A 20,051-nucleotide genomic window follows, 5' to 3' on the forward strand; every position below is an offset into this window, starting at 1 on the left:
CGCCGCCGAAGATCCGGAAGTCGTGTGCGTACACGAAGACCGTGCGGCCCTCCACCGTGCCCCAGCCGGTGATGACCCCGTCGGTGTACGGCTTCTTCTCCTCCAGGCCGAACCCGGTCGCCCGGTGGCGGCGCAGCTGCTCGACCTCCTTGAACGAACCCGGGTCCACGAGCAGCTCGATGCGCTCACGCGCCGTCAGCTTGCCCTTGGCGTGCTGCGCCTGGGTCGCGCGGTCGCTCGGTCCGCGCCGGGCCTGCTCGCGCAGCGCGAGCAGCTCCGCCACACGGCCACGGGTGTCGCTCGGCTCGCCCTGGGTTTCGTCCACAACGGTCATGCATCGACCCTACGAACTCCAGCAAGAAAACCCTGCCGTCGACTCCGTACAGTCTCCTGCCCGGTTTCCTGGTGGAGCCTGACAGAAGCCTTGGGCCATGCAGGCGAAGTACCAGCCGGTGCCCGTGAACCTTTGTGGGAATCCAACAAAGGTTCACTGTGGTCTGCCGCACACGCCGGTCAGCCGGGGGGTGTCCGCCGGCTGGGCGTCCTGCACCTTCTGGATGTCCGCCAGCCTCGGACCCACCGGATCCGCGGGGTGCGCCATGGTGAGCAGCACCGCCTCGTAGAACGCGTCCCGCACCGCCGCCGGCATCACGTCCGACGCGTCCAGGCAGAGCGGCACCCGCTGGTCCGTGAAGCGCCGGCTCACCCCTTCGTCCACCGCTCCCTTCTTGGGCGGGACGGCCGCGTTGGCCGAGAACACCCCGCCCGTGCGGCCCCACTCCTCCTGCGCGTCCCGGGAGGCGAGCCGCCGGATCAGCTCGCGGGCCGGGCCGCTCCGCCCGAAGAGCGCCGCGAAGTCGGCCGACACCTCGTGGGCCTTCACCGTATAGGGGCCACCGGGCAGCAGCGGCGCCGAGTCCCCGAACGCCACCCGGTCCCCGTGGCCGCCGTAGAACGAACGGGCGAAGGAGCCCTGGTGCTCCAGGTCGCAGCCGCCGCCGAAGAGCAGTCCGTGTCCCCCGGCCGGTCCGCGGTGGTCGGCCAGCAGCATGGCGCCGGCCCGGTCCGGGTCCCCGGCCAGCATTCCGGCCCACGCGGCCCAGGCGTCGGCCACCGGGGAATCGGTCCACCTCATGTCACCGGTCGCCCAGCGCGCGTACAGCACCGGGCCCGCGCGCTGGAGGATCAGGTCCTCGATCCAGTCGCTGCCGGGCCAGCCGGACGCGCCGTCGTCGCCCATGCCGATGCACCACGAGGCGAGCGGGGCGGGGACGGCACCCGGGGCCGCGCCGTCGCGGTGCCAGACGATGGACTTGAGGTCGGCCTTGAGCGGCACCCACAGGTCGTCGGCGATGCCCTGCGCCTCGGGCTGCCACGGATTGCCGTACTCCGCGGGTTCGTACAGCCCCTTCAGGGAGCGCAGCCGGCCGTCGTGCGCGTACTCGACGAGTTCGCCGACGCCCGGCAGGATCGCGATGTCGGGCGGATCGCCCGCCTGCACCTCGGCGAGCAGCACCTCGCGGGTCGCCGCGGTGCCCTGGTAGGTGTACGGAATCCCGAACCCGTCCAGGAGGTCCTTGAACCGCCGCTCCTGCGCGTCGGTCCACGGGCCGAGGATCGTCACCTCCGGTTCCGCGTCGCTGCCGCCGGGGGCCGCGAGGCCGCAGCCGGCCGCGGTCATGAGCAGGGCGAGGGCGAGGGCCAACGCGCGGGTGCGGAGGGTCATCCGGCCCTCCAGTAGTCGGCGTTGAGACGCCGGCAGACGCCGGCGGCGGGCAGCAGGACGATCAGCGCGCCGCCGCCCAGCGCCCCGTAGTACGTCCAGCTCTGCCAGCTCCGGGCCGCCAGACCGCCGCGCAGGGCGGCCGAGTTGACCGTGACGTACGTCTGGGAGGCGACCAGGTCCGCGTGGTCATGGGCCCGTTGCTCGATCGCGGCCAGCCGCCCGCGGGCGGTGTCCAGCCGTTCCTGGGTCCGGACGGTCGCCCACAGCGGGACGACGGCGAGCGCGACGGTCACCAGCAGCGCCGCCAGCAGCCAGGGGTCGTGGCTGCGCCCGCAGCGGGTGCGCAGCACCCACAGGGCGCTGAGGCAGGTCAGCCCCAGGACCAGCAGGCTCAGCTCGGCGACGGCCCACCCCGTCCGCTGGAGCGTTCCGAGCGAACTGACCCGCTCCACACGCCGCATCTGGTGCTCCTGCAGGACGTCCAGGCGCGGCACGACGCCGGTGCCCGGCCGGTCGAGGAGGGTCCATGCCTCCGTGAACTTCTGCCGCTGCATCAGGTCGTCGTGCACGTACTTGACGGCTCCCGGCGTGATGGAGGTGCTGTACGAGGTCAGCACGCCGTTGACCGTGTCGAGGACCCCGCGGCCGCGTTCGCCGTCGATCTGTACGTCGGAGAGCCGGGACAGGCCCTGGCCGGCGGCCGCCAGCTGGTTCTCGTACCGCGCTCCGGCGCCGACCACCGTGTCGATTCCCTGGTCCACCGACTTCTCCGCCTCCTCGTGGGCGCGCAGCAGCGCCAGCTGGGTGGCCGCCACGCCCTGGACGGCGGGTGCGCCGCGGGTCCGCATCTCACCGGCGGCGTTCTGCACCTCGCGGTACGAGACGAGCACGGCGGTCATCGAGACGAGCGCGGCCACCACCATGACGGCCAGGTGCCGTTCCAGCAGCCGCCTGGTGCGCGAGCGCGTGCGGCGGCGGGCCCGGACCGCACGCGTCCACCGGGTCGGTGAGGGCATCACAGGCTCCTTCCGCAGGCGATGCAGAACCGGGCGCGGGCCCCGGCCAGATGACGGCAGTGCGGGCATTTCACCGGCTTCCCCGTGGGGGCGGGGCCGGGCAGGTCCAGTCCGTGCCCCGAAGCGATGTGCAGCTGCCCCCGGCGGACGGTGCCCCGGTCGACGGTCGGTCCGACCCGGACCACTCCGCGCCGGCCGTCGAGGATGTCGGCCACCCGGCGCACGTCCTGGAGGACCCAGGCGGCGCCGATCTCGGTGGCGAGCCGGACCGCGAGGCCGAACTGCGCCTCGGCCTCGCCGCGGCTCAGCGGATCGAGTGCGGCGTAGCCGCGGTTGAGGGCGGTCCGCATCTGGGTGGCGGCGTTCATCGCCTGGAGCGTGCCGCCCCCTCCGCCGGTCGCCCCCGCGCCCACGGCGACTCCGGGCGGCAGCCAGCGCACGAGCAGCGGGGCGGTGGCGTCCCCGACGGAGACGGTGGCCAGTTGCAGCAGCACGCCGAGCGGGTCGGTGCTCGCGTCGGCCTGCACGGTCAGCAGGTAGTCGCGGGTGCCCGGCTCCCACTGGTGGGTGGGGAAACCGGTCCGGTACGGCCCCTGGGCCTGTCCGTCCGGGCGGGGCGCGGCTTCGAGGCGTTGCTGGCGGGGCGCCGTCTCGGTCAGGTCCACCGCGCGCACGGCCGGTCGTGCGGTGACCACGACGGGCAGTTCGGGGTTGCGGACCCGGCGCAGCCGTCGCAGCGCCCCGGCGACCGCCGGACCGAACCGGTCGGGGACGTGCTCGGCGGTGCCGTGCAGGTCCTCGACGACGGCGAGCAGCGGCACGGGGTCCCAGTCCCCGCCGACGGCCAGCACGTCCGCGGTGAACGCGCCCTCGCAGGCGTCGAGTTCCTCCCGCAGCGCGCCGTCCGCCCCGTCCCCGCCGCTGCCGTCGGTGATCAGCAGCAGGTGCCGCAGCGGCAGCGGGCGTTCCGCGAACAGCGCCCGGGCGGCGGCGAGCCAGGCCGGATAGCCGGGCGGCGGCCGGTCCTCGGCCGCCGGAGCGATCCGGCCCGCGCTGAACGCGGCGCGGCGCTTCTCCATCGTGTCGGCCAGGGCCCACCGGCCGCGCAGCGGGTAGCAGCGGGTGGGCTCCCCACTTTCGTCGGCGCCGCCCAGGACGGCGAAGGAGACACCGTCGGGCAGGGCGCGCAGCGTCCCGGCGAGGGCGGTCGCCGCCGCCTCCCGGCGCCCGGCGGCGACGTCCAGCGCGAGGACGAGGGCGAGTTCGACGGCAGGCACCTCGTCCCGGGGACCGATGCCGGTGGCCTTGACCCGCAGATGGGCGTCGATCCGGGCGTCGTGGTGCGGCTGCTGGTCGCGCCGGACGTCCAGGGACACCGTGAACTCCAGCCCGGACGACGGGGCGTCAGTGCCCATGGGACTGCCTCCAGTGGTTACCGGCATCGTGCGGTTACGGGACAGGGGTACGGCGACGTGCGGGGCGGAACGGCGGGCGCGGGCCGTCAGAAGCGGGTCTGCGGGCGGACCGCGTGGGAAAGGTCGATCAGCCGCTCGTACTCGGCCGGTCCCTGCCGCTGCCGGGCGAGCCACCGGTAGCACTGCTCCAGGTCGGCCCGCACCGCCCGTTCCCCGGGTGCGGCCGGGGGCGGCAGTCCGATCCGCAGCAGTCCGCCCCGGGGCCGGGGGGCCGGGTGCGCGGCCCGGACCGCGTCGAGCTTCCACTCGTACAGCTCGGTGCGCAGCAGCCAGGCCGCCTCGTCACCGGTGACCACCGGGAACGGAACGCCGGGATCCGGCGCGAGGGCGGTCAGACAGGCGTCGATCTCCGCCTCCTCCGGCAGGGGCCGCTCCCCCGTCGCGAGCCGGGCCGCCCTGATGCGCAGGGCGGCGATCCGGGCGACGGTGTGATCCCGTGATTCGTCGGGCACCAGATCGAGGACCTCGGTCGCCGCGGCCCGGTCGCCGCGCGCCAGGGCGAGCCGAGCCAGTCCGAGGGCGGCTCCGACGTGCGAGGGGTTGCGGGCGTGCACCGCCTGGAAGAGTGCGTACGCCGAGGGGCCCGGCCCGGCCGGCCTGCCGTCGCCGAGCTGTTCCGCGGTGTAGGCGAGCGCGAGCTTGGCCGCGTACTCGCCCGGCAGGGCCCTGTGCACGGCGGAGAAGTGTTCCAGGGCCGCTTCGAGCATCGGCTGCCGGTCCTCCAGCACATCGGCGCTGCGCAGCGCGACGAGGCCCCAGTGCCAGCTGAGCCGCCACTGCCGGACGGGCCCCGGGCCCGGGATCGCGGCGGCGGCCTGGACCTGTTCGCGGGCCGCGGCCAGTGCCTCGCCGCCGTCCTGGCCGAGCAGCAGCCGGGCGTTGTGCAGGCAGATCTCCACCGACCGCTCCCCGTGGGCCGGCTGGTTCAGCGGTTGTCCCGGGTCGTAGCTGCTGACCCCGAAGCGGGCGGCCTGCGGGTCGCGCGGATAGGGCCGGGGCACGGGCAGGCTGCGGGCGATCTCGGTGGGGGTGGGCAGCCCGGAGTCGAGCGCCGGCGCCCGGGGTGTCTCCCGCCGGCCGTACAGCGGACGGCGCAGCCAGTGCGCGTAGTCGGGCACCGAACCCAGACGGGCGCCCAGCAGTTCGGTGGAGGGGGTGAAGTAGGGGGAGGGCTCGGGCTGGTCGCGCTTGCCTCGAAGGGCCCGGATCTCCCGCAGCACCCCGCGCAGCTGGCCCGCCATCTCCTCCGCCGAGCCGAACCGGCGCTCCGGGTCGTGCGCCGTGGCCCGCTCCACGGCCAGGCGGAAGGAACTGATGCCGAGCCCCGGCACGTCGTCGCCGACGGCCCAGCCGGCCAGTTCGGCGAGGGTGACCCCGACCGTGTGGATGTCGTGGGCGACGGTGAGGGGGCCCGTCCCGTCCGTCTCGGGTGCGGCGAACCAGGGGGTGATCACGGGCGGCGGGTCGGTGGCCCCCGCCTTGCGGACCCCGCCGAGGTCGATGACCTTGATCCCGTCGAGGTGGTGGATGACGTTGGACGGCTTCATGTCGCCGTACAGGAAGCCCATGCCGTGCAGATGGGCGAGGGCCTCGAGGATCTGGCAGCCGTAGGTGACCACGTGCTCGATGTCGAGGACGAAGGCGCCCTTCCGGGTCGATTCGACGACGGCCGACAGGGTCCGGTCGCCCACGTCCTCCATCACGATGTAACCGCCGGAGACGCTGCCGTCCTCGTTGCGGGTGCTGACGAAGTCACGGATCTGGACGATGCGTTCGTGCCGGATGGCGACCAGGCTGCGGCGTTCCTCACCGGCCTGGGCGGCGCCGCGTTCGGCGTACCGGTTGAGGAGGCCCTTGACCGCGACGAAGTCCTCCAGGTGGGTGTCCTCGGCGAGGTAGACCCAGCCCTGGCCGCCGTGGGCGATGGGGCCGCGGATGCGGTACTGGTCCTGGAGCGGCGGCCCGTCCTTCGTCAGTTCGGGGCGGTACGAGTACGGGGCGCCGCACTGCGGGCAGTACCCCTCGTCCGGGGGCGGGGCCGCCGTGTACGGCGGGACGAACGAGGTGCGGCACGCGTCGGCCGAGCACGTCATCACGATGCGGACCGGCTGCTCGGCGGCGGCGAGGCGCTCGGCCGGGCTGCCCGGGTCCAGCAGAGGCAGTTCGAGCAGTCCGGCGGGGCCGTGGTCCCGGGGGTCGTCCGGCAGCGGCGGCAGCCCGGGCGCGCTCTCCTCACGACCGCAGGTGTCGCAGTAGCCGGTCGGCTGGACGGCGCCGGCGCAGGGGGCGCCGGTGAACCGGCGGTGCGGGCACGGGATCCTCATCGGCGCTCCGCCGGGCCGCGCCGGGGCCGCTGCCCGGGCAGGCCGGAGCGCGCGGGGCCGTTCACCCGGTCGAGGTCCTCACGTAACTCCCGTACCAGACGCTTCAGTTCCGTCAGCCGGTCCTGGGGATCGTCCATCAGTCCCAGTTCCCGCAGCCGGTGGCGGCGGGCCGCGGCCGCCACGGAGGGGCGCGGGACCAGCGAGGCCGAGTCGACCATGCCCCGCAGCCCGGACCACTCCCCTTCGATGTGCTCGACGCGGCGCACCAGCGCCTCGGCCCGCTCCTCCAGCGCGGGCACGAGCAACTGCCGGGCCACTTCGGCCAGTCCCCGGCCGTCGGCGCGGCGGAAGACGACCAGCAGCCGGAACCCGAGCGTCCTGACGCGCACCAGCAGCGGCACGAGCGCGGCCGGATCGGGGTCCTCGTCCAGGCCGATCACGGCGAGCACCGGCCCCGATCCGGCGGGCCCCCCGCCGTCCGAGCGGTCCGGGGCGTTGCCGCCCTCCAGTAACCAGTCGCGGTAGGCGTTGCGCTGGTAGCGGGGCATCCGCAACTGGGCCACCAGTGTCTCGACGAGATCTCCGGGGCGGGTGACGCCGCCCCGGAAGACGAGGTGGGCCCGGTGGAGCTGGTGCTGGAGGGCGCGGTCGCGGCCAGTGCCGGGTGGGACGACCCCGAACCGCACCGCGGGCTCCTCGCCGCCGGCGAACCACTGCCGCAGCCGCCGCTCCAGCCCCCGGTCCCACCCGTCGGGGCCGCTCAGCTCGGCGACCAGCGGCACCAGGGCGGCGACGCGGTCGATGGGGATCATGTACGAGAACGCCAGGTCGTTCTCGGTGGGCAGGGCCAGTTCCAGATCGCCGCGCCAGCTGACGACCAGGCCGACGACCTCCTCCGACCCCGGCCGCTCACCCCGGACCTGGACGGCGGCGCCGCTGAATCCGGGGCGGACGACCTCGGCGTTGGTCCCGGCGTCCAGCTGCACCCAGTCCCCGTGGAGTCCGGTGATCCGGCCGGTCAGCCACATCCCGTCGTCGAAGCTCTGGGAGTAGCCGCCGATCCACACCTCGCCGCCCCGCTCCAGCCGCCTGCCCAGCGGCGCGGGCGCGGCCTGCGGCCGGGGGCTCTCCAGGGCGAGCACCGCGATGTCCTCGCGGTCGGGCCCGTCGAGCCCGGGCAGCCAGCCGTCCGGGGCGACCCGGGCGCCCACGGGCGGAATGCCGGGGTTCTCGGCGAACTCCACCCACATCCGGGCGTCCGGTTCCCCCACGACGTGGGCGCAGGTCAGCATCCGGTCCTGGGTCAGCAGCACTCCGGCCCCGCACACGGGCCCGTCCGCGCCGCCGCGTCGTAACCGGAGCCGCCAGTCCGCTCTCAACTCCCCCATAGCGCACGAGGGTACGCGTGCGGCAGCCACCCTTCCCAGACTCCGCGCATACTCCCGCCTCCACGGGTCACCGGACGTCGCACCGCAGGGTGGCCCCCGCCCGTCCCGGGTCCACGCCCAGCACGAGCCGCCGGCCGGTGGCGCGGACCTCGATGCCCGGGTCCGCCGAGACGACCTCGCGCACCGGCCGGTCCCAGACCACTTCGAACGGCGTGCCGCTCCGGTCGGGCCCGCTGATCCGGACGGCCGTGGCGCCCCGGCCCTCGCGGACCAGCACACTGGCGGCCCCGGTCGAGGAGAGGGGCCCGGCCGCGCCCGGCCGCCAGAAATTGGCAGCGGTCAGCCCGAGCGAGCGCACGGTGACGCCCTGGACGGCGGCGGTGTTGGCGAGCACCGTCAGCCAGCGGTGGTCGGCCGCGCGGGCGGCGACGGCGCGCCGGGAGGCGCCGGGCATCAGGAGGTAGAGGTAGCCGGCGTCGGCGGGATCGGTTCCGTGGTCGAGCCAGAGGGTCTGCCAGTGACGGGTCTCCCGTTCGTCGGAGCTGGTGGTGTTGATGTCGGACCAGGCGCCGGTCCTGGCCTCGCGCAGGGTGTGCAGGGCGGCGCCGCCGGGCAGTACCCAGCCGCCGTGCCCCTCCAGGTGGGCCCAGCGGGGGCGTTCGCGGTCGTCGACGGTGAACGTCTGCCGCGCGTCGGGGCCCAGGTTGCGGTTGTCGACGACCGTTTCGACGGGCACTCCGTCGGCGGCGGTGATGCCCGCGCCGAGGCAGATGACCGCATCCGCCGCGCAGAACCAGGACTTGCGGGCCTCCAGCGTGGAGCCGAGGCCCTTCACATGCTGTCCTACGGCGGCGAACTCCCCGTCGTGCGCCCCGCCGACCCACTGCACGGCCGGACGGGGCGCACCCCATTCGCCACCGGCCCGGTCGGCGAGACGTCGGGTGGAGACGGTGGTGCCGGGCAGCCGGTACCAGTCGACGGTGGGCCAGAACCAGTCGGTGTACTGGCCGCCGCCGTCCGGGCCCTGCCACCAGTAGAGCATTCCGGCCCCGGTGTGCCAGCCGCGCGGATTCTCGCCGTTGCCGCACTCGTACGCGCTGATCCGCTCCGACGCCATGGAGAGGTTCGCGACCCAGCCGGGGCGGCGGTGCACGGCCCGGTCCATGGCGGCGAACAGGGTGTGGCCGACGGGTTCGGCCGCGGCGGGAACGGGCGCGGCGGCCGCCGCCTGCAACCGGGACAGGTCGGCGACGCCGAGCTGCGGGGCGGCGAGGACCGGGCTCACGGTGTCCCGTTCGATCCAGCCCTTGACCATGCCGTTCCACCGGTCGCGTTCGGCGGGGGAGGCGCCGCCCGCCAGCAGGGCGATGGCGGCGATCAGTCCCTGGCCGTGGAAGTGGTCGCTGCGCATGATCCGGCGCTCGTCGCTCTTGAGGAGGCCGCGGCTGATGGCACGGCCGTTGACGCTGTCCATCATCAGACCGTCGTGGATGAGCGGCGCGTACGCGTGCTCGACGCTGTCGAGGATGATCTGGCGGTGGGGGTCGGTGACCGCCCAGGGGGATCCGGCGAGCAGCGCGAAGAGCCGGCCGAGGCCGTCGAGCATGACCTGGCCGTACGTCCCCGAGTAGGCGACCCAGGTGTGCTGGACGAACGAGCCGTCGGCGTACAGGCCGTCGCCCTTGGTCACGTAGGGGAAGACGGGCGAGAGGGCGTCGCGCGCGAGTGCGGTCTTGGCGGCGTCCCGGCCCAGGATGCCGCGCAGGGCGACGGAGCGGCACAGGTCGACCCGGTTGGCACCGGTCGAGGTGCCGCTGTAGTCCCTGAGCACGGCGTCGGGGATGAAGTGGTCGACGGCCGCGCAGGCGGCCTGGACGCGTTCCTCGCCGAGGTGGGGGCGGAGGACGGCGACGATGTCCATGAGCAGGCGGGGGCTGCCGATCTGCCACTCCCACCAGTTCCCGTACCGGGTCGTGGACGGGTTGTAGACCGTTGCGGAGAGGTGGTCGAGGCCACGGACGACAGCGGCGAGGAGGCCCTCGTCGGCGGTGTGCCCGGTTCCCTCCTGGGCGTACGCCTGGGTCATCGTCCACAGCCGGCTGTAGCTCCAGGTGATTCCGGCCGGCGGGTCGAAGGTGTGCCCGGCCCAGAGGGAGCCGGCGGCGGGGGCCATCGTCTTGGCGAACTCCGCGGCCAGTGCGCCGGTCTCGGCGAGCTTCGAGGCGTAGGGCTCGGCGGCCGGGTCGTAGCCGGTGCCGAGCGACAGCTCGTTCCAGCGCAGCCGCAGGGACTCGAAGTCGTCCTGCGCCGCGCGGGCGGACGGGGCGAGTGCCAGGGTGAGTGCGGTGGCACTCCCGGTGGCGAGGAAGGCGCGGCGGGACCAGGCGGGCAGGTGGGACACGGGGCTACCTCCGGTGGCAAGTGGTTTAGACCTGTCGTGGTCGGTTTAGCACGCGCTTACTACAGCGGGGAAGGGGGCGGGCCGTCATCGGCCCGCCCCCTTCCCCAAGCTCAGCTTCCGCAGTGGAAGCGGGCGTTGCCCCAGTCGGCGTGGTCGTTGCCGTTGCCGTCGCCGCCGTCACCGGCGATCAGCTCGACGTACTTCGCGCCGGTGACGTCCGCCGTCAGCGGCCAGGCGCTGTCGGCGGCCCTGAGGACCGGTGACGTCGCCTTCTCCGTACCGTCGGCCCTGACGGAGAACTGCACGCTGCCCGCGCTCTTCTGCACGTCGTCCACCCCCACCTCGGCGGTGAACGAGGTGCACTTCCCGCCCAGGTAGTAGCGGATGCTCGCCGGTGCGTGGCTGCCGAGGCCCTTGGCGTACACCGTGCCGCCTATGGTCAGCGCGGTGCCGTCGCCGGTGCCGGTCTCGCCGTTGGACAGGTCGCGCTCGACCGGCCCCCAGCCGTTCTCGGCAGCCGTCCAGTCCAGGTCGCTGGCCCAGCTGTCCGTGGTGGGCGGCGGCAGGGTCCGTACGGAGGTCTGCGCGCCGAGCGTCCGCCGCGCGCCGCCGACCGTGTACGACGCCTGTGAGGTCAGCGTGTACGCCTGGTAGGCGGCGTCCACCGGCGGGGTGACCCGCCAGCTCGCGGTGGCCTTCGCCCCGGCCGCGACCGAGTCGAAGGTGACGGCGTCGGCCGGCTCGGCCTTCCAGCCGTCGGGGAGGGTGAGGCTCACGGAGACGCCGGTGGCCGCGGTCGCCTCGTAGTTGGTGAAGCTCGCCTCCACGGTGTTGGCCGTGCCCGGCTCGAGGGTCTCGGCGGCCGGTTCGAGGCCGAGCGTGCCGCAGGCGGCCTGCTCACCCGCGGGGGCGGCGCCGAGGTCGGTCACGGTGAAGCCGTCGAGGACGAAGTCGGCGCCGTCGGGGGCGTCGCCACGCTTGCGCAGCCCGGTCCAGGTGTCGCCGCAGCCGGCGGTGACGGTCTCGGTGAAGTGACCGGTGGTGTGCCGGGCGCCGATCGCGGTGGTCCGCGTCTCCACGGAGCCGGGTTCACCGTCCCCGGTGATCCGGTCGTAGCCGTCGACCCATTCGTAGGCGCCGGCGTGGCTGGACTGGTAGTCGTACGCGATCTCGTAGCGGTGGCCGGCGGTCATCGGGACGGTCCAGGGAGCGGTCCGGTAGACGAGCCCGGTGTTCTCCTCGTGGGACTTGAGGGACTCCCCGCCGCCGAGCACGTCGTCGACGAGCTTTCCGTTCCAGCCGGCCCGGGTGTACGGGGCGTGCAGCTGGGAGACGCTGGTGCGGGGGTCGGTGGAGCCGCCCGCGTCCCCCTTGAGGAAGGGGCCCCAGCCCTGGTCGACGTCCTCGAAGTCCTCGTGGACGACGGTGTTCTCCCTTGTGGCCGGGGCGTTGGCGACGATGCGTACGTCATCGGCGCGGACGGTCGCCGTGCTGCCGCCGGCGGCCTCGATGCGCAGCGTGGTGCGTCCGTCGGCCGGGGCGGTGAAGTTGACCTTCGCGCGCTGGAAGTACGTGCCGTGCCAGTCGGACGCGGCGACGTAGTCCTTGGCGGTGGAGCGGTCCACGGCGACGGACTTCCCGCCGGCCGACAGGGTGGTGTGCCGGGTCTTCCCGGGCTGGACCTCGATCAGGGCGGACGCGGTGTAGCGGGCGCCGGGCTCCAGTCCGGTGATGCGCTGGGAGAGCGCGGCGGCGGGGGCCCCCGAGAGCTTCGCGCTGTTGCGGCCCTGCCCGTCGGTGTCGCGGGCGGCGGCGCCGGTCTTCGACCAGTCGCTCAGCCCCTTGTCGTTGAAGCCGGGGTCGGCGACGGGTGTGCCCTGGCCCCAGTCGGGATCGGCGGCCGGCGGCGCCTTGACCGGGTAGAGGACGTACGGCTGCCCGGCCTCCGCCTTCAGCGTGATCCTCCCGTCGACGGGACGCACGGTCCCGGTCTTCGTCCGGCCGTTGTCCGTGAGCCGGTAGACGGTGTACGGGCCCGCGGAGGGCACGGCCCACGTGCTCGTGCCGCCGGCTTCGCTGTAGTGGTACAGCTTCTTTCCGCCGTCCCACGGGAGCAGGTAGTCGGTGCCGCTGAGCACCTTGCGGCCGTGGTCGTAGAAGGTCCGCTTCCCGTCCTCGACGGTGCCGCTCACCCCGCCGGTGAACGTGATGTCGTTGCCGACCCAGCGGGTGATCTTCTGCTGCTGGAGGTACTTGGCGGGCAGGTTGCGCTGCCAGATGTTGTCGTAGAAGGCGTTCCAGTCGGTCTCGCCCGTCCAGCCCTCGAACTCCTCGATGGCACTCTGGCCGAGGACCGGGTCGTTGTTCCAGACGTCCTTCTCGCCGTTGCGGATGAACCGGATGATCCGCGAGTTGAGACCCTTGTTGGTCGCGCCGCCGTAGTCGAGGTCGTTGGCCCAGTGCGACCAGAGCGAGCCGCGCTCGAACTTGTCGGCCCATTCGCTGGAGACGTTCCAGCCCTGCGCCCGGAGTGACTGGAGGGTCTTGTCGGCGATCCAGCCGTGCGTGTAGTAGACGTCGATGTACAGCATGCCGAGGTTGCTGTCCGTCTCGTCCCGCAGCTGCTGGAAGCGCCTGGCCAGGTCGCCGCTGTTGATGTCGCGGCGCTGGTCGATGTAGTAGCTCTGGTTGAGCCAGTTCCAGCCCGGCTTCGACTTGTCGACGAGGGTCTCGTCGAACGCCTTCGCCTCCGGGTACGCCTCGGTGGCGTTGACGTGGACGCCGAAGGTGGCGCCCCACTTCCTGCCGTCCTTCAGGAGCTCGTTGAGGTCCTTCAGCCCGCCGGCGCGCTTGTTGTAGTTGCCGCCGTAGTCGGGGTGGGCGGAGTCGTGGCCCTCGGAGGCGTACCCCTTGAGCAGCGCGAGCTGGCCGAGGCCGTCGGTGGACAGGGAGATCCGCTTGACGTCGTCGAGCGTGCGCAGGAAGGGGTGCGTGGCCTGGCTGGCGAAGTTGAACGGGATGTGCGTGACGACCCGGTCCGCGGTGTCCTCGCTGCCCGGGGCGACGACCCCGATGGAGCGGAAGGCGACGGCGCCGTCCTGCCAGTCGACCGCCTTGTCGCCGTTGGCGTCGGGGGTGACGACGACCTTCGCCCAGGGCAGGCCGTCCCCGCTCTCCGGCTGCGGTGCGCCGGCGCCGCGGTAGGTCCACTGACCGGACCAGACGCCGACCCGGGTGGAACCGTCGCCGTCCTTGCGGGCCTGGTGCCAGAAGCGGGCGTCGTCGCCGCCGGTGGCGCCGGAGGGCTTGTCGTACGAGGAGTTGGACTCGACGGCGGCCGCCAGCGATCCGGTGTTGACGATCGCGTACGTGGCGCCGGCCGGTGCGGCGTCGGCCTTGGTGTCGCCGGTGACCTTCGCGAAGACGTCGGCGGTCCGCGTGGAGTCGGGGTCGAGCTTCGTGAACGCCGTGGCGGCCCCGGCGTCGGTGCTGGCGACGGAGACGAGGTCGTGGCCGGGGATGTCGATCGTCCCGACCCGGAAGGCCTCGGTGTCGCGGACGGCGGTCACCTCGAAGGTGGTGGCGCGCCCGGCCACGGAGAGCGAGGCGTCGATCTCCACGCCGGGCAGGCCGTCGAAGACGAGCGTGTAGCGGGCGGCCGACGCGCTGATGCCGGGGGCGCCCTTGAGCCGCACCGGGTGGGCGGTGCCGTTGAGGGTGACGGCGGTGACCGGCCGGGTGCTGCCGGACAGCTGGGCACCGGTGGCACGGTCGGTGTACGACAGGACGCGCGGGAAGTCGTCGGCGACGGCGACGGCGAGCTGCGCCGATCCGATGACGGCGGCGTCCGCCGGGACGACGGAGGCGGCGGAGGCGGGAGCGGCGGCGGAGGCGGGCAGGGCGGTCCCGGCCAGAGCCAGGACGGCTGCTGAGGCGGCGGCTGCGGCGCCCACCGACGTGAATCTTGGCGACATGTGCTCTGCGTAGTCGCCGTGTCGTGACACCGTCAACGACATACGGCCCGCAGGGCCTCTCCAGTCCAACAACCGTGCCGCGTAAGTCCAAGTGCGGGTGTGCGGGGTCGTCCGGGCCACCGCGTTCAGTTCCTGATCACGCGGTCTCCGGGTGTTCGCCTTCCGACCCGTCAAATACCGTCGATCAGCGCCGAGTTGTGAAGACTTCTTTCTTTTGAGAGCGCTCTCAGTCACAAGTCTTGACGGCCGTCCGGACCCTGGCGAGAGTGGTGCGCACCGCGGACGCCCCCGTTCCCCCCTCTCGCTCGGCCACCCCGTCCGCGGCCCCCCACACACCCGGAGTCGCCTCATGATTTCGCGCAGAATGTTCCTCACCGGCGGCGTCGCCGCCTCCGCCACCGCGCTCACCTATCCCCTCTGGGGCAGCGCGCTGAGCCCGAGCGCTTCGGCGTCCGCCGCGACCTGCGAACTGGCCCTGGAGAACCGCTCCCTGCCCGGCCGGGTCAACGCCTACGTCACCGGGCACGAGCAGGGCACCGACCGCTGGGTGCTGCTGCGCCCCGGCGGCGGTGTCTACCGCCCCGACTCCCCCGCTGCGCCGCAGACCCCGCTGCCGGTCGACTGCGCGATCCCGCTGAACCCGGCGGGCGGCGCGCCCGTCGTCCTGACGCTCCCGCAGATGTACGGAGCCCGGGTCTACTTCGTCCGCGACAACACCCTGGACTTCTACCTCAACCCGGGCCCGGCCCTGGTCGAACCGGCCTTCGCCACGTCCGCGGACGCCAACTACGGGCGCACCTGGTCGTTCTGCGAGTTCACCTTCAACCCGCAGCAGCTGTACGCGAACATCAGCTACGTCGACCTGGTGACGGCGCTGCCCATCGGCCTGAAGCTGGAGGGCGACACCACGCACACGGTGGCCCCGCTCCCCAGCGGCGCCGTACAGCGGATCGCGGACGGCCTCACCGGGCAGGCCGCCGCCGACGGCCAGCCGTGGGACAAGCTGGTCACACGGGGCCCGGACGGCAGTGTGCTGCGGGTCATCTCGCCGCAGAACCTGATGGCCCCGTTCTTCGACCGGCCCGACCAGATGCCGTTCCGCGACCTGTTCACCGCGCAGATCGACGAGGTCTGGCAGAAGTACCGCTCGACCGATCTGCGGATCGACCTCCAGGGCGGACGCGGCGTCTTCACCGGACGGGTCAGCGGCGACACCCTGACGTTCAACGGCGGGCACACCTTCACCAAGCCGGTCTCCAAGGACATCTTCACCTGCAACCACGGGCCGTTCACCAACAACCCGGCGGACTCGGACGACAAGAAGGCCCTGCTGGCCCGTCTCGCGGCCGGCTTCAACCGCTCGATCATGCTCAGCCACCCCGACCAGCCCAACGGCACGACGGTGGCCGACTACTACCGGGGCGCGGTGACCAACCACTGGTCGCGCATCGTCCACGCCAACAGCCCGATCGGCTACGCGTTCCCCTACGACGACGTGCGCCCCGACGGTCAGCCCGACGTCTCGGGCGCCGCCAACGACGGCAACCCGCGGCGCTTCACGGTGACCGTGGGGTCCTGAGCCGCTTCCTGGCATGCGCGTGTGCCCCTGTCCGCCGGGACAGGGGCACACGCGCATCCGGGCCGGGCAGCGGCGTCAGCAGCCGCCGCAGTTGTAGTACGTCACGTCCCAGTGGTTGCCCTCGTCCGCGTAGACGTTGCCGGAGCCGGACTTGTACTGGGGCGCGCCGTCCCCGCGCAGGCCGATGTAGCTGAACACGCCGTGGACGTAGTTGGTGAGACAGGTGGTCTTGGCGAAGTCGAGCTTGTAGCCGTTCCAGTGCGAGTACGTGCCACTGGCGTGCCCGGTCTCGGTGCCGCCGGTGATGTTGAGGGCGCAGCCCGTGGCGCTCTTGAGGGTCTGTGCCCCCTGGGCGGTCGCCAGGTTCAGCTGCTCGAACGAGGTGCACGTGGAGTTGTAGCGATCGGAGCAGCCGCCGGAGGACGACCAGGTGATGCCGGACGAACTGAACCGGGCGGTCGCCTGGCTGTGGGTGAGCTTGGTGACGGCGTAGGCGTCCGTCGTACCGGCGACGACACCGATTCCGGGGGCGAAGAGGACACCGAGGACGAGGGCGAGGGCGGTCAGGACGGGGCGCAGCGTCATACGGGACATCACGGGGGGACTCCTCCTGTGCATGACAAGGTGGGCAAGGAGATAGTGCCCCAGTTCTACGCGCGTCCGCCAGAGGGCCTACGGCGTCAGTTCATGCGCATGCGCACCTTCCCGGACCCCGGCGCCACCCTCACCGGAACCCTGGATGTTGAACTTTGAACAAGATGGGTCTACAGTGAATCTCGTTGAAGGTTAAACAACTACTTCGAGCCCCGCTCGATCACGTCCCCGAGGAGGAGCCATGGCTCTGTTCAACCGCAAGAACAACGACGCCCCCGCCACCGCCGTCGCCGTCGACCCGGCCCTGGCCGCCCTCACCGGGGACTACACGATCGACCCGGCGCACAGCAGCATCGGGTTCACCGTCCGTCACGCCATGGTCACCAACGTGCGGGGCTCCTTCGGTGAGCACGAGGGCAGCCTGAAGCTCGACGGCAGCAACCCGGCGAACTCCGCCGCGTCGATCGACGTCAAGATCGCCAGCATCGACACCGGCATCGCCGACCGCGACGGCCACCTGGTGAGCGGTGACTTCTTCGACGCCGAGAAGTTCCCCCTGATGACGTTCCGCTCGACGTCCGCGGAGCAGCTCGGCGGCGACACGTACCGTGTCACCGGCGACCTCACCATCAAGGACGTGACCCGCCCCCTCGCCATCGACCTGGAGTTCAACGGCTCCGCGACCGATGTGTACGGCAACGAGCGCGTCGGCTTCGAGGGCACCGCGGACATCCTGCGCTCCGACTGGGGCCTGACGTGGAACGCGGCCCTGGAGACCGGCGGTGTCATGGTCAGCGACAAGGTCAAGCTGAACTTCGACATCTCCGCGATCAAGGCCGCCGCACCGCAGGCCTGACCCCCCGGGGCACCCCCGAACCGAGCGCGCCCGCCTTCCGCCCCTTCCGGGGAGGACGGCGGGCGCTCGGCGTCGCACCCGCCGGTGCGGACCCGGCGTTCCGCGCCCGGCGTTCTGCGCTGGGCGCGCTCAGCGCGGCTTGTCGAAGACGTCGGCGGCTGCGGAGCGGAAGCGTTTCACCGCCTGATGGAGCGCCTGTTCCCGCTGGGCGGCGAGGGCGGTGTCCGCGGCCTTGCGCGTGGCGTCGAGCGCGTGGGCGTCCTTCACCATCCGCCGCATCACCTCGGAGAGATCGCCGGACGCCCCGCCCACCCGGCCGGCCGCCTGCGCCAGAGCGGGCGGCCCCTCGACGAGGACGACCTCGGCCGTGCGGTGCACTTCGCGCGCCAGGCCGACGAAGCGCCCCACCCGCTCATCGAGCTGCTCCAGGTCGGGGGCGCTCGGCCGGAGCGCCTCGAATATCGCGTCCATCGCGATGTCGCGGTCGTGCAGGGCGGCGAGATACGACACGTAGGCGTCCCTGCGGTGCTGCCGACGCCATTGGTCCACCTGGGAGCGCGCCGCGGCCCGCCCGGTCACGAACGCCGCACCGAGCGTGGCGAGCGACCCGACGGCGGCGCCGAGCAGCGCGGCGACTCCAGCATCCATGCACGCATTCTGCCGTCACGCCGGCGGCCCGTGGCACCGGTCGTGCGGACCGGTGACCGGCGGCGCGGGGTCAGCCCATGCTCTTCGCGCCGTCGATCGACTCCCGGATGATGTCGGCGTGGCCGGCGTGCTGGGCGGTCTCCGTCATGATGTGCATCAGCACCCGGCGGGCCGACCAGTGCACGTCGCCCTCGAACCACGGAGCCTTCGGCAGCGGCTGGGTGGCGTTCAGGTCGGGCAGGGTGGCGATCAGTTCGTCGGTCCCGCGGGCCACCTCCGCGTAGTCGGCCAGCACGCCGGCCAGGGTCTCGCCGGGCAGCATCCGGAATTCGTCGGCCCGCTGGGCCCAGTCGGCTTCGGTCATCGCGGTGAAGTCGGGCATGGACGACGGGCCTTCCACGATGAAGTCCGCCCAGTTGCGTTCGGCCGAGGTCACGTGCTTGATGAGGCCGCCCAGACACAGCTCGCTCGCCGTCGGGCGCAAGCCGGCCTGCTCGTCGGTGAGGTCACGGGTGGTGAAGCGGAGGAACTGCCGGTGCTTGGTCAGCATCTCCAGCAGATCGGCGCGCTCGCCGGTGAGGGCCGGGGTCTCGGCAACGTCGGGGGTGGTCGTCTCGCTGACGGTCATGATCTCTGCCTTCGGTCGTCGTTCCTGCTGCGCCGGACAAGGAACACGCTAGAAGTCATATAGGTCAGCTCCCGACCTGAACGACGCCCGCGCCCAAGGGCGTTCGCGCGGAGGGCCGCCTGCGACGGGGCGACCCGGGCGGCACGGCGGAGAACGCCACCGGTACGTTCCTCCTCGCGGCGCGCCATGCCTGTACGCGCCGCGACAGGGAGGGGAAGGAAAAGAATGCGCACATCTCTGCTCCGGCGGGTGGCTTCCGCGGCCGCGACGCTGGGGCTCTTCTCGCTCGGCCTGGCCGGTGCGGGCGCCACGCCCGCACAAGCCGCGTCCGGCGACTGCCCTTCGGGGTACTTCTGCGGCTGGAAGGACGACGACGGCACGGGCCCGGTGTTCAAGACGAACACGAACAAGGCCACGCTGGGCACCTGGAACAACAGCTTCCGCGTGGTCATCAACCGCTCGTCCCTGATCGCCTGCCTCTACGACGACGCGAACTACGGCATCACCCGGGGATATAACACCTACGCCCCCCGGGAGGTGTACCGGACCCACATGGACCCGTCCTACAGCTCGCTGAAGTTCGTCCGGACCGCAAGGGAATGCGAGAGCCAGGCCTACCCCCACTGGTACGCGGAGACCGCGCCCAAGGTCTCCGGGTTCGGCGACATGAACGCCGACAGGAGGTCGGACCTGCTGATCCGCGATCCGGTCGGGCGCCTGTGGTTCCTGCCCGGCGACTCCACCGGCCGTCTGGTCGGCAGCGGCGGCTGGAACGCCATGAACGCCGTGACGCGCCACGGTGACTTCAGCCGTGACGGCCGCGAGGACGTGATCGCCCGTGAGGCCTCCACCGGCAGGCTCTGGCTCTACCCGGGCACCGGCACCGGCGGTCTCGGCACGCGGAAGCTGATCGGCCGCGGCGGCTGGAACAGCATGTCCAAGGTCACCGCCTTCGGTGACCTCTCCGGGGACGGCCGCTCCGACCTGGTCGCCGTGGAGAAGTCCACGGGCAGACTCTGGCTCTATCCGGGCACCGGAACCGGCACCCTGGGCGGGCGCAAGCTGATCGGCACGGGCGGCTGGAACGGCCTGAACGCCCTGGTCGGCGCCGGTGACATGAACGGGGACGGCCGAGCCGATCTGATCGCCCGCGAGACGTCGACCGGCAAGCTCTGGCTCTATCCCGGAAGGACCGGTTCCCTCGGTTCGCGCGTACTGATCGGTTCGGGCGGATGGAACGCCATGGACTCGCTCGTCGCCGTCGGCGACTGGTCGGCCGACGGCCGGGCCGACCTGCTCGCGAAGAGCGGTGACTGGCTGGTCGGGTACCAAGGGCTGGGTACGGGCGGCCTGCGGAAGGGCGAGTGGAACGACGCCTCCTGGTGGGGGCTGAAGAGCGGCCCCTTCTGACGCGCCGGTGAGTGCCTCCGCTCCACGGCGAA

The 20,051-nt window shown here is 72.7% G+C and carries 14 protein-coding genes; 3 read left to right on the plus strand and 11 right to left on the minus strand.

What is annotated here, in order from left to right; genetic code table 11:
- From E6R60_RS27055 to E6R60_RS27090, 8 genes are all read right to left on the minus strand, one after another.
- Nucleotides 1-334: carboxyl transferase domain-containing protein (locus E6R60_RS27055; protein ID WP_276614049.1), on the minus strand; the 334-nt coding region annotated here is incomplete at its 3' end.
- Nucleotides 335-487: 153 nt separating this feature from the next.
- Nucleotides 488-1,726 carry a carbohydrate ABC transporter substrate-binding protein gene (locus tag E6R60_RS27060; RefSeq protein WP_136329296.1) on the minus strand — a complete coding sequence of 413 codons (1,239 nt, stop codon included), beginning with the start codon at nt 1,724-1,726 and terminating at the stop codon, nt 488-490.
- The gene (locus tag E6R60_RS27065) at nt 1,723-2,742 is read right to left on the minus strand and encodes a hypothetical protein (RefSeq protein WP_240802695.1); all 1,020 of its coding nucleotides are present in this window, start codon (nt 2,740-2,742) and stop codon (nt 1,723-1,725) included. The genes E6R60_RS27060 and E6R60_RS27065 overlap by 4 nt, the downstream gene beginning before the upstream one ends.
- Nucleotides 2,742-4,157: a zinc ribbon domain-containing protein gene (locus tag E6R60_RS27070; protein ID WP_136329298.1), complete on the minus strand. Its 1,416-nt coding sequence runs from the start codon at nt 4,155-4,157 to the stop codon at nt 2,742-2,744. Before E6R60_RS27070 ends, E6R60_RS27065 begins: the two co-directional genes overlap by 1 nt.
- Nucleotides 4,158-4,243: 86 nt before the next feature.
- Entirely contained in the window at nt 4,244-6,541 is a 2,298-nt protein-coding gene (locus E6R60_RS27075; protein WP_136329299.1) for a serine/threonine protein kinase, read from the minus strand.
- Nucleotides 6,538-7,929: a serine protease gene (locus tag E6R60_RS27080; protein WP_168713688.1), complete on the minus strand. Its 1,392-nt coding sequence runs from the start codon at nt 7,927-7,929 to the stop codon at nt 6,538-6,540. The genes E6R60_RS27075 and E6R60_RS27080 overlap by 4 nt, the downstream gene beginning before the upstream one ends.
- Nucleotides 7,930-7,996: 67 nt before the next feature.
- A complete protein-coding gene (locus E6R60_RS27085; RefSeq protein ID WP_240802701.1) occupies nt 7,997-10,264 on the minus strand; it encodes a polysaccharide lyase 8 family protein in 2,268 nt (755 codons plus the stop codon).
- 176 nt (nt 10,265-10,440) lie between these two features.
- Nucleotides 10,441-14,304 carry an endo-alpha-N-acetylgalactosaminidase family protein gene (locus E6R60_RS27090; protein ID WP_136329300.1) on the minus strand — a complete coding sequence of 1,288 codons (3,864 nt, stop codon included), beginning with the start codon at nt 14,302-14,304 and terminating at the stop codon, nt 10,441-10,443.
- Between the two features lie 349 nt (nt 14,305-14,653).
- Between E6R60_RS27090 and E6R60_RS27095 the strand changes: the two genes are divergently transcribed.
- Nucleotides 14,654-15,883, plus strand: a complete 1,230-nt coding sequence (locus tag E6R60_RS27095) for a glycoside hydrolase family 64 protein (protein WP_136329301.1) — start codon at nt 14,654-14,656, stop codon at nt 15,881-15,883.
- 75 nt (nt 15,884-15,958) lie between these two features.
- Here the strand turns inward: E6R60_RS27095 and E6R60_RS27100 are convergent, their stop codons facing one another.
- Nucleotides 15,959-16,480 (minus strand): hypothetical protein, encoded by a 522-nt coding sequence (locus tag E6R60_RS27100; RefSeq protein ID WP_206309524.1) that lies wholly within the window; start codon nt 16,478-16,480, stop codon nt 15,959-15,961.
- Nucleotides 16,481-16,718: 238 nt separating this feature from the next.
- Here E6R60_RS27100 and E6R60_RS27105 point away from each other — a divergent pair, with 238 nt between their 5' ends.
- The gene (locus E6R60_RS27105) at nt 16,719-17,333 is read left to right on the plus strand and encodes a YceI family protein (RefSeq protein ID WP_136329303.1); all 615 of its coding nucleotides are present in this window, start codon (nt 16,719-16,721) and stop codon (nt 17,331-17,333) included.
- 129 nt (nt 17,334-17,462) lie between these two features.
- On the opposite strand, the gene E6R60_RS27110 is transcribed toward E6R60_RS27105, so the two are convergent.
- Complete coding sequence (locus E6R60_RS27110) at nt 17,463-17,981, minus strand: proline dehydrogenase (protein WP_136329304.1); 519 nt, start codon at nt 17,979-17,981, stop codon at nt 17,463-17,465.
- 70 nt (nt 17,982-18,051) lie between these two features.
- Nucleotides 18,052-18,609 (minus strand): DinB family protein, encoded by a 558-nt coding sequence (locus tag E6R60_RS27115; RefSeq protein WP_136329305.1) that lies wholly within the window; start codon nt 18,607-18,609, stop codon nt 18,052-18,054.
- A gap of 225 nt (nt 18,610-18,834) precedes the next feature.
- On the opposite strand from E6R60_RS27115, the gene E6R60_RS27120 reads away from it, so the two are divergent.
- Complete coding sequence (locus E6R60_RS27120; RefSeq protein WP_136329306.1) at nt 18,835-20,019, plus strand: FG-GAP-like repeat-containing protein; 1,185 nt, start codon at nt 18,835-18,837, stop codon at nt 20,017-20,019.
- The last annotated feature ends 32 nt before the right edge of the window (nt 20,020-20,051 follow it).

The organism is Streptomyces sp. A0642, assembly GCF_004795105.1.
Classification (GTDB): domain Bacteria; phylum Actinomycetota; class Actinomycetes; order Streptomycetales; family Streptomycetaceae; genus Streptomyces.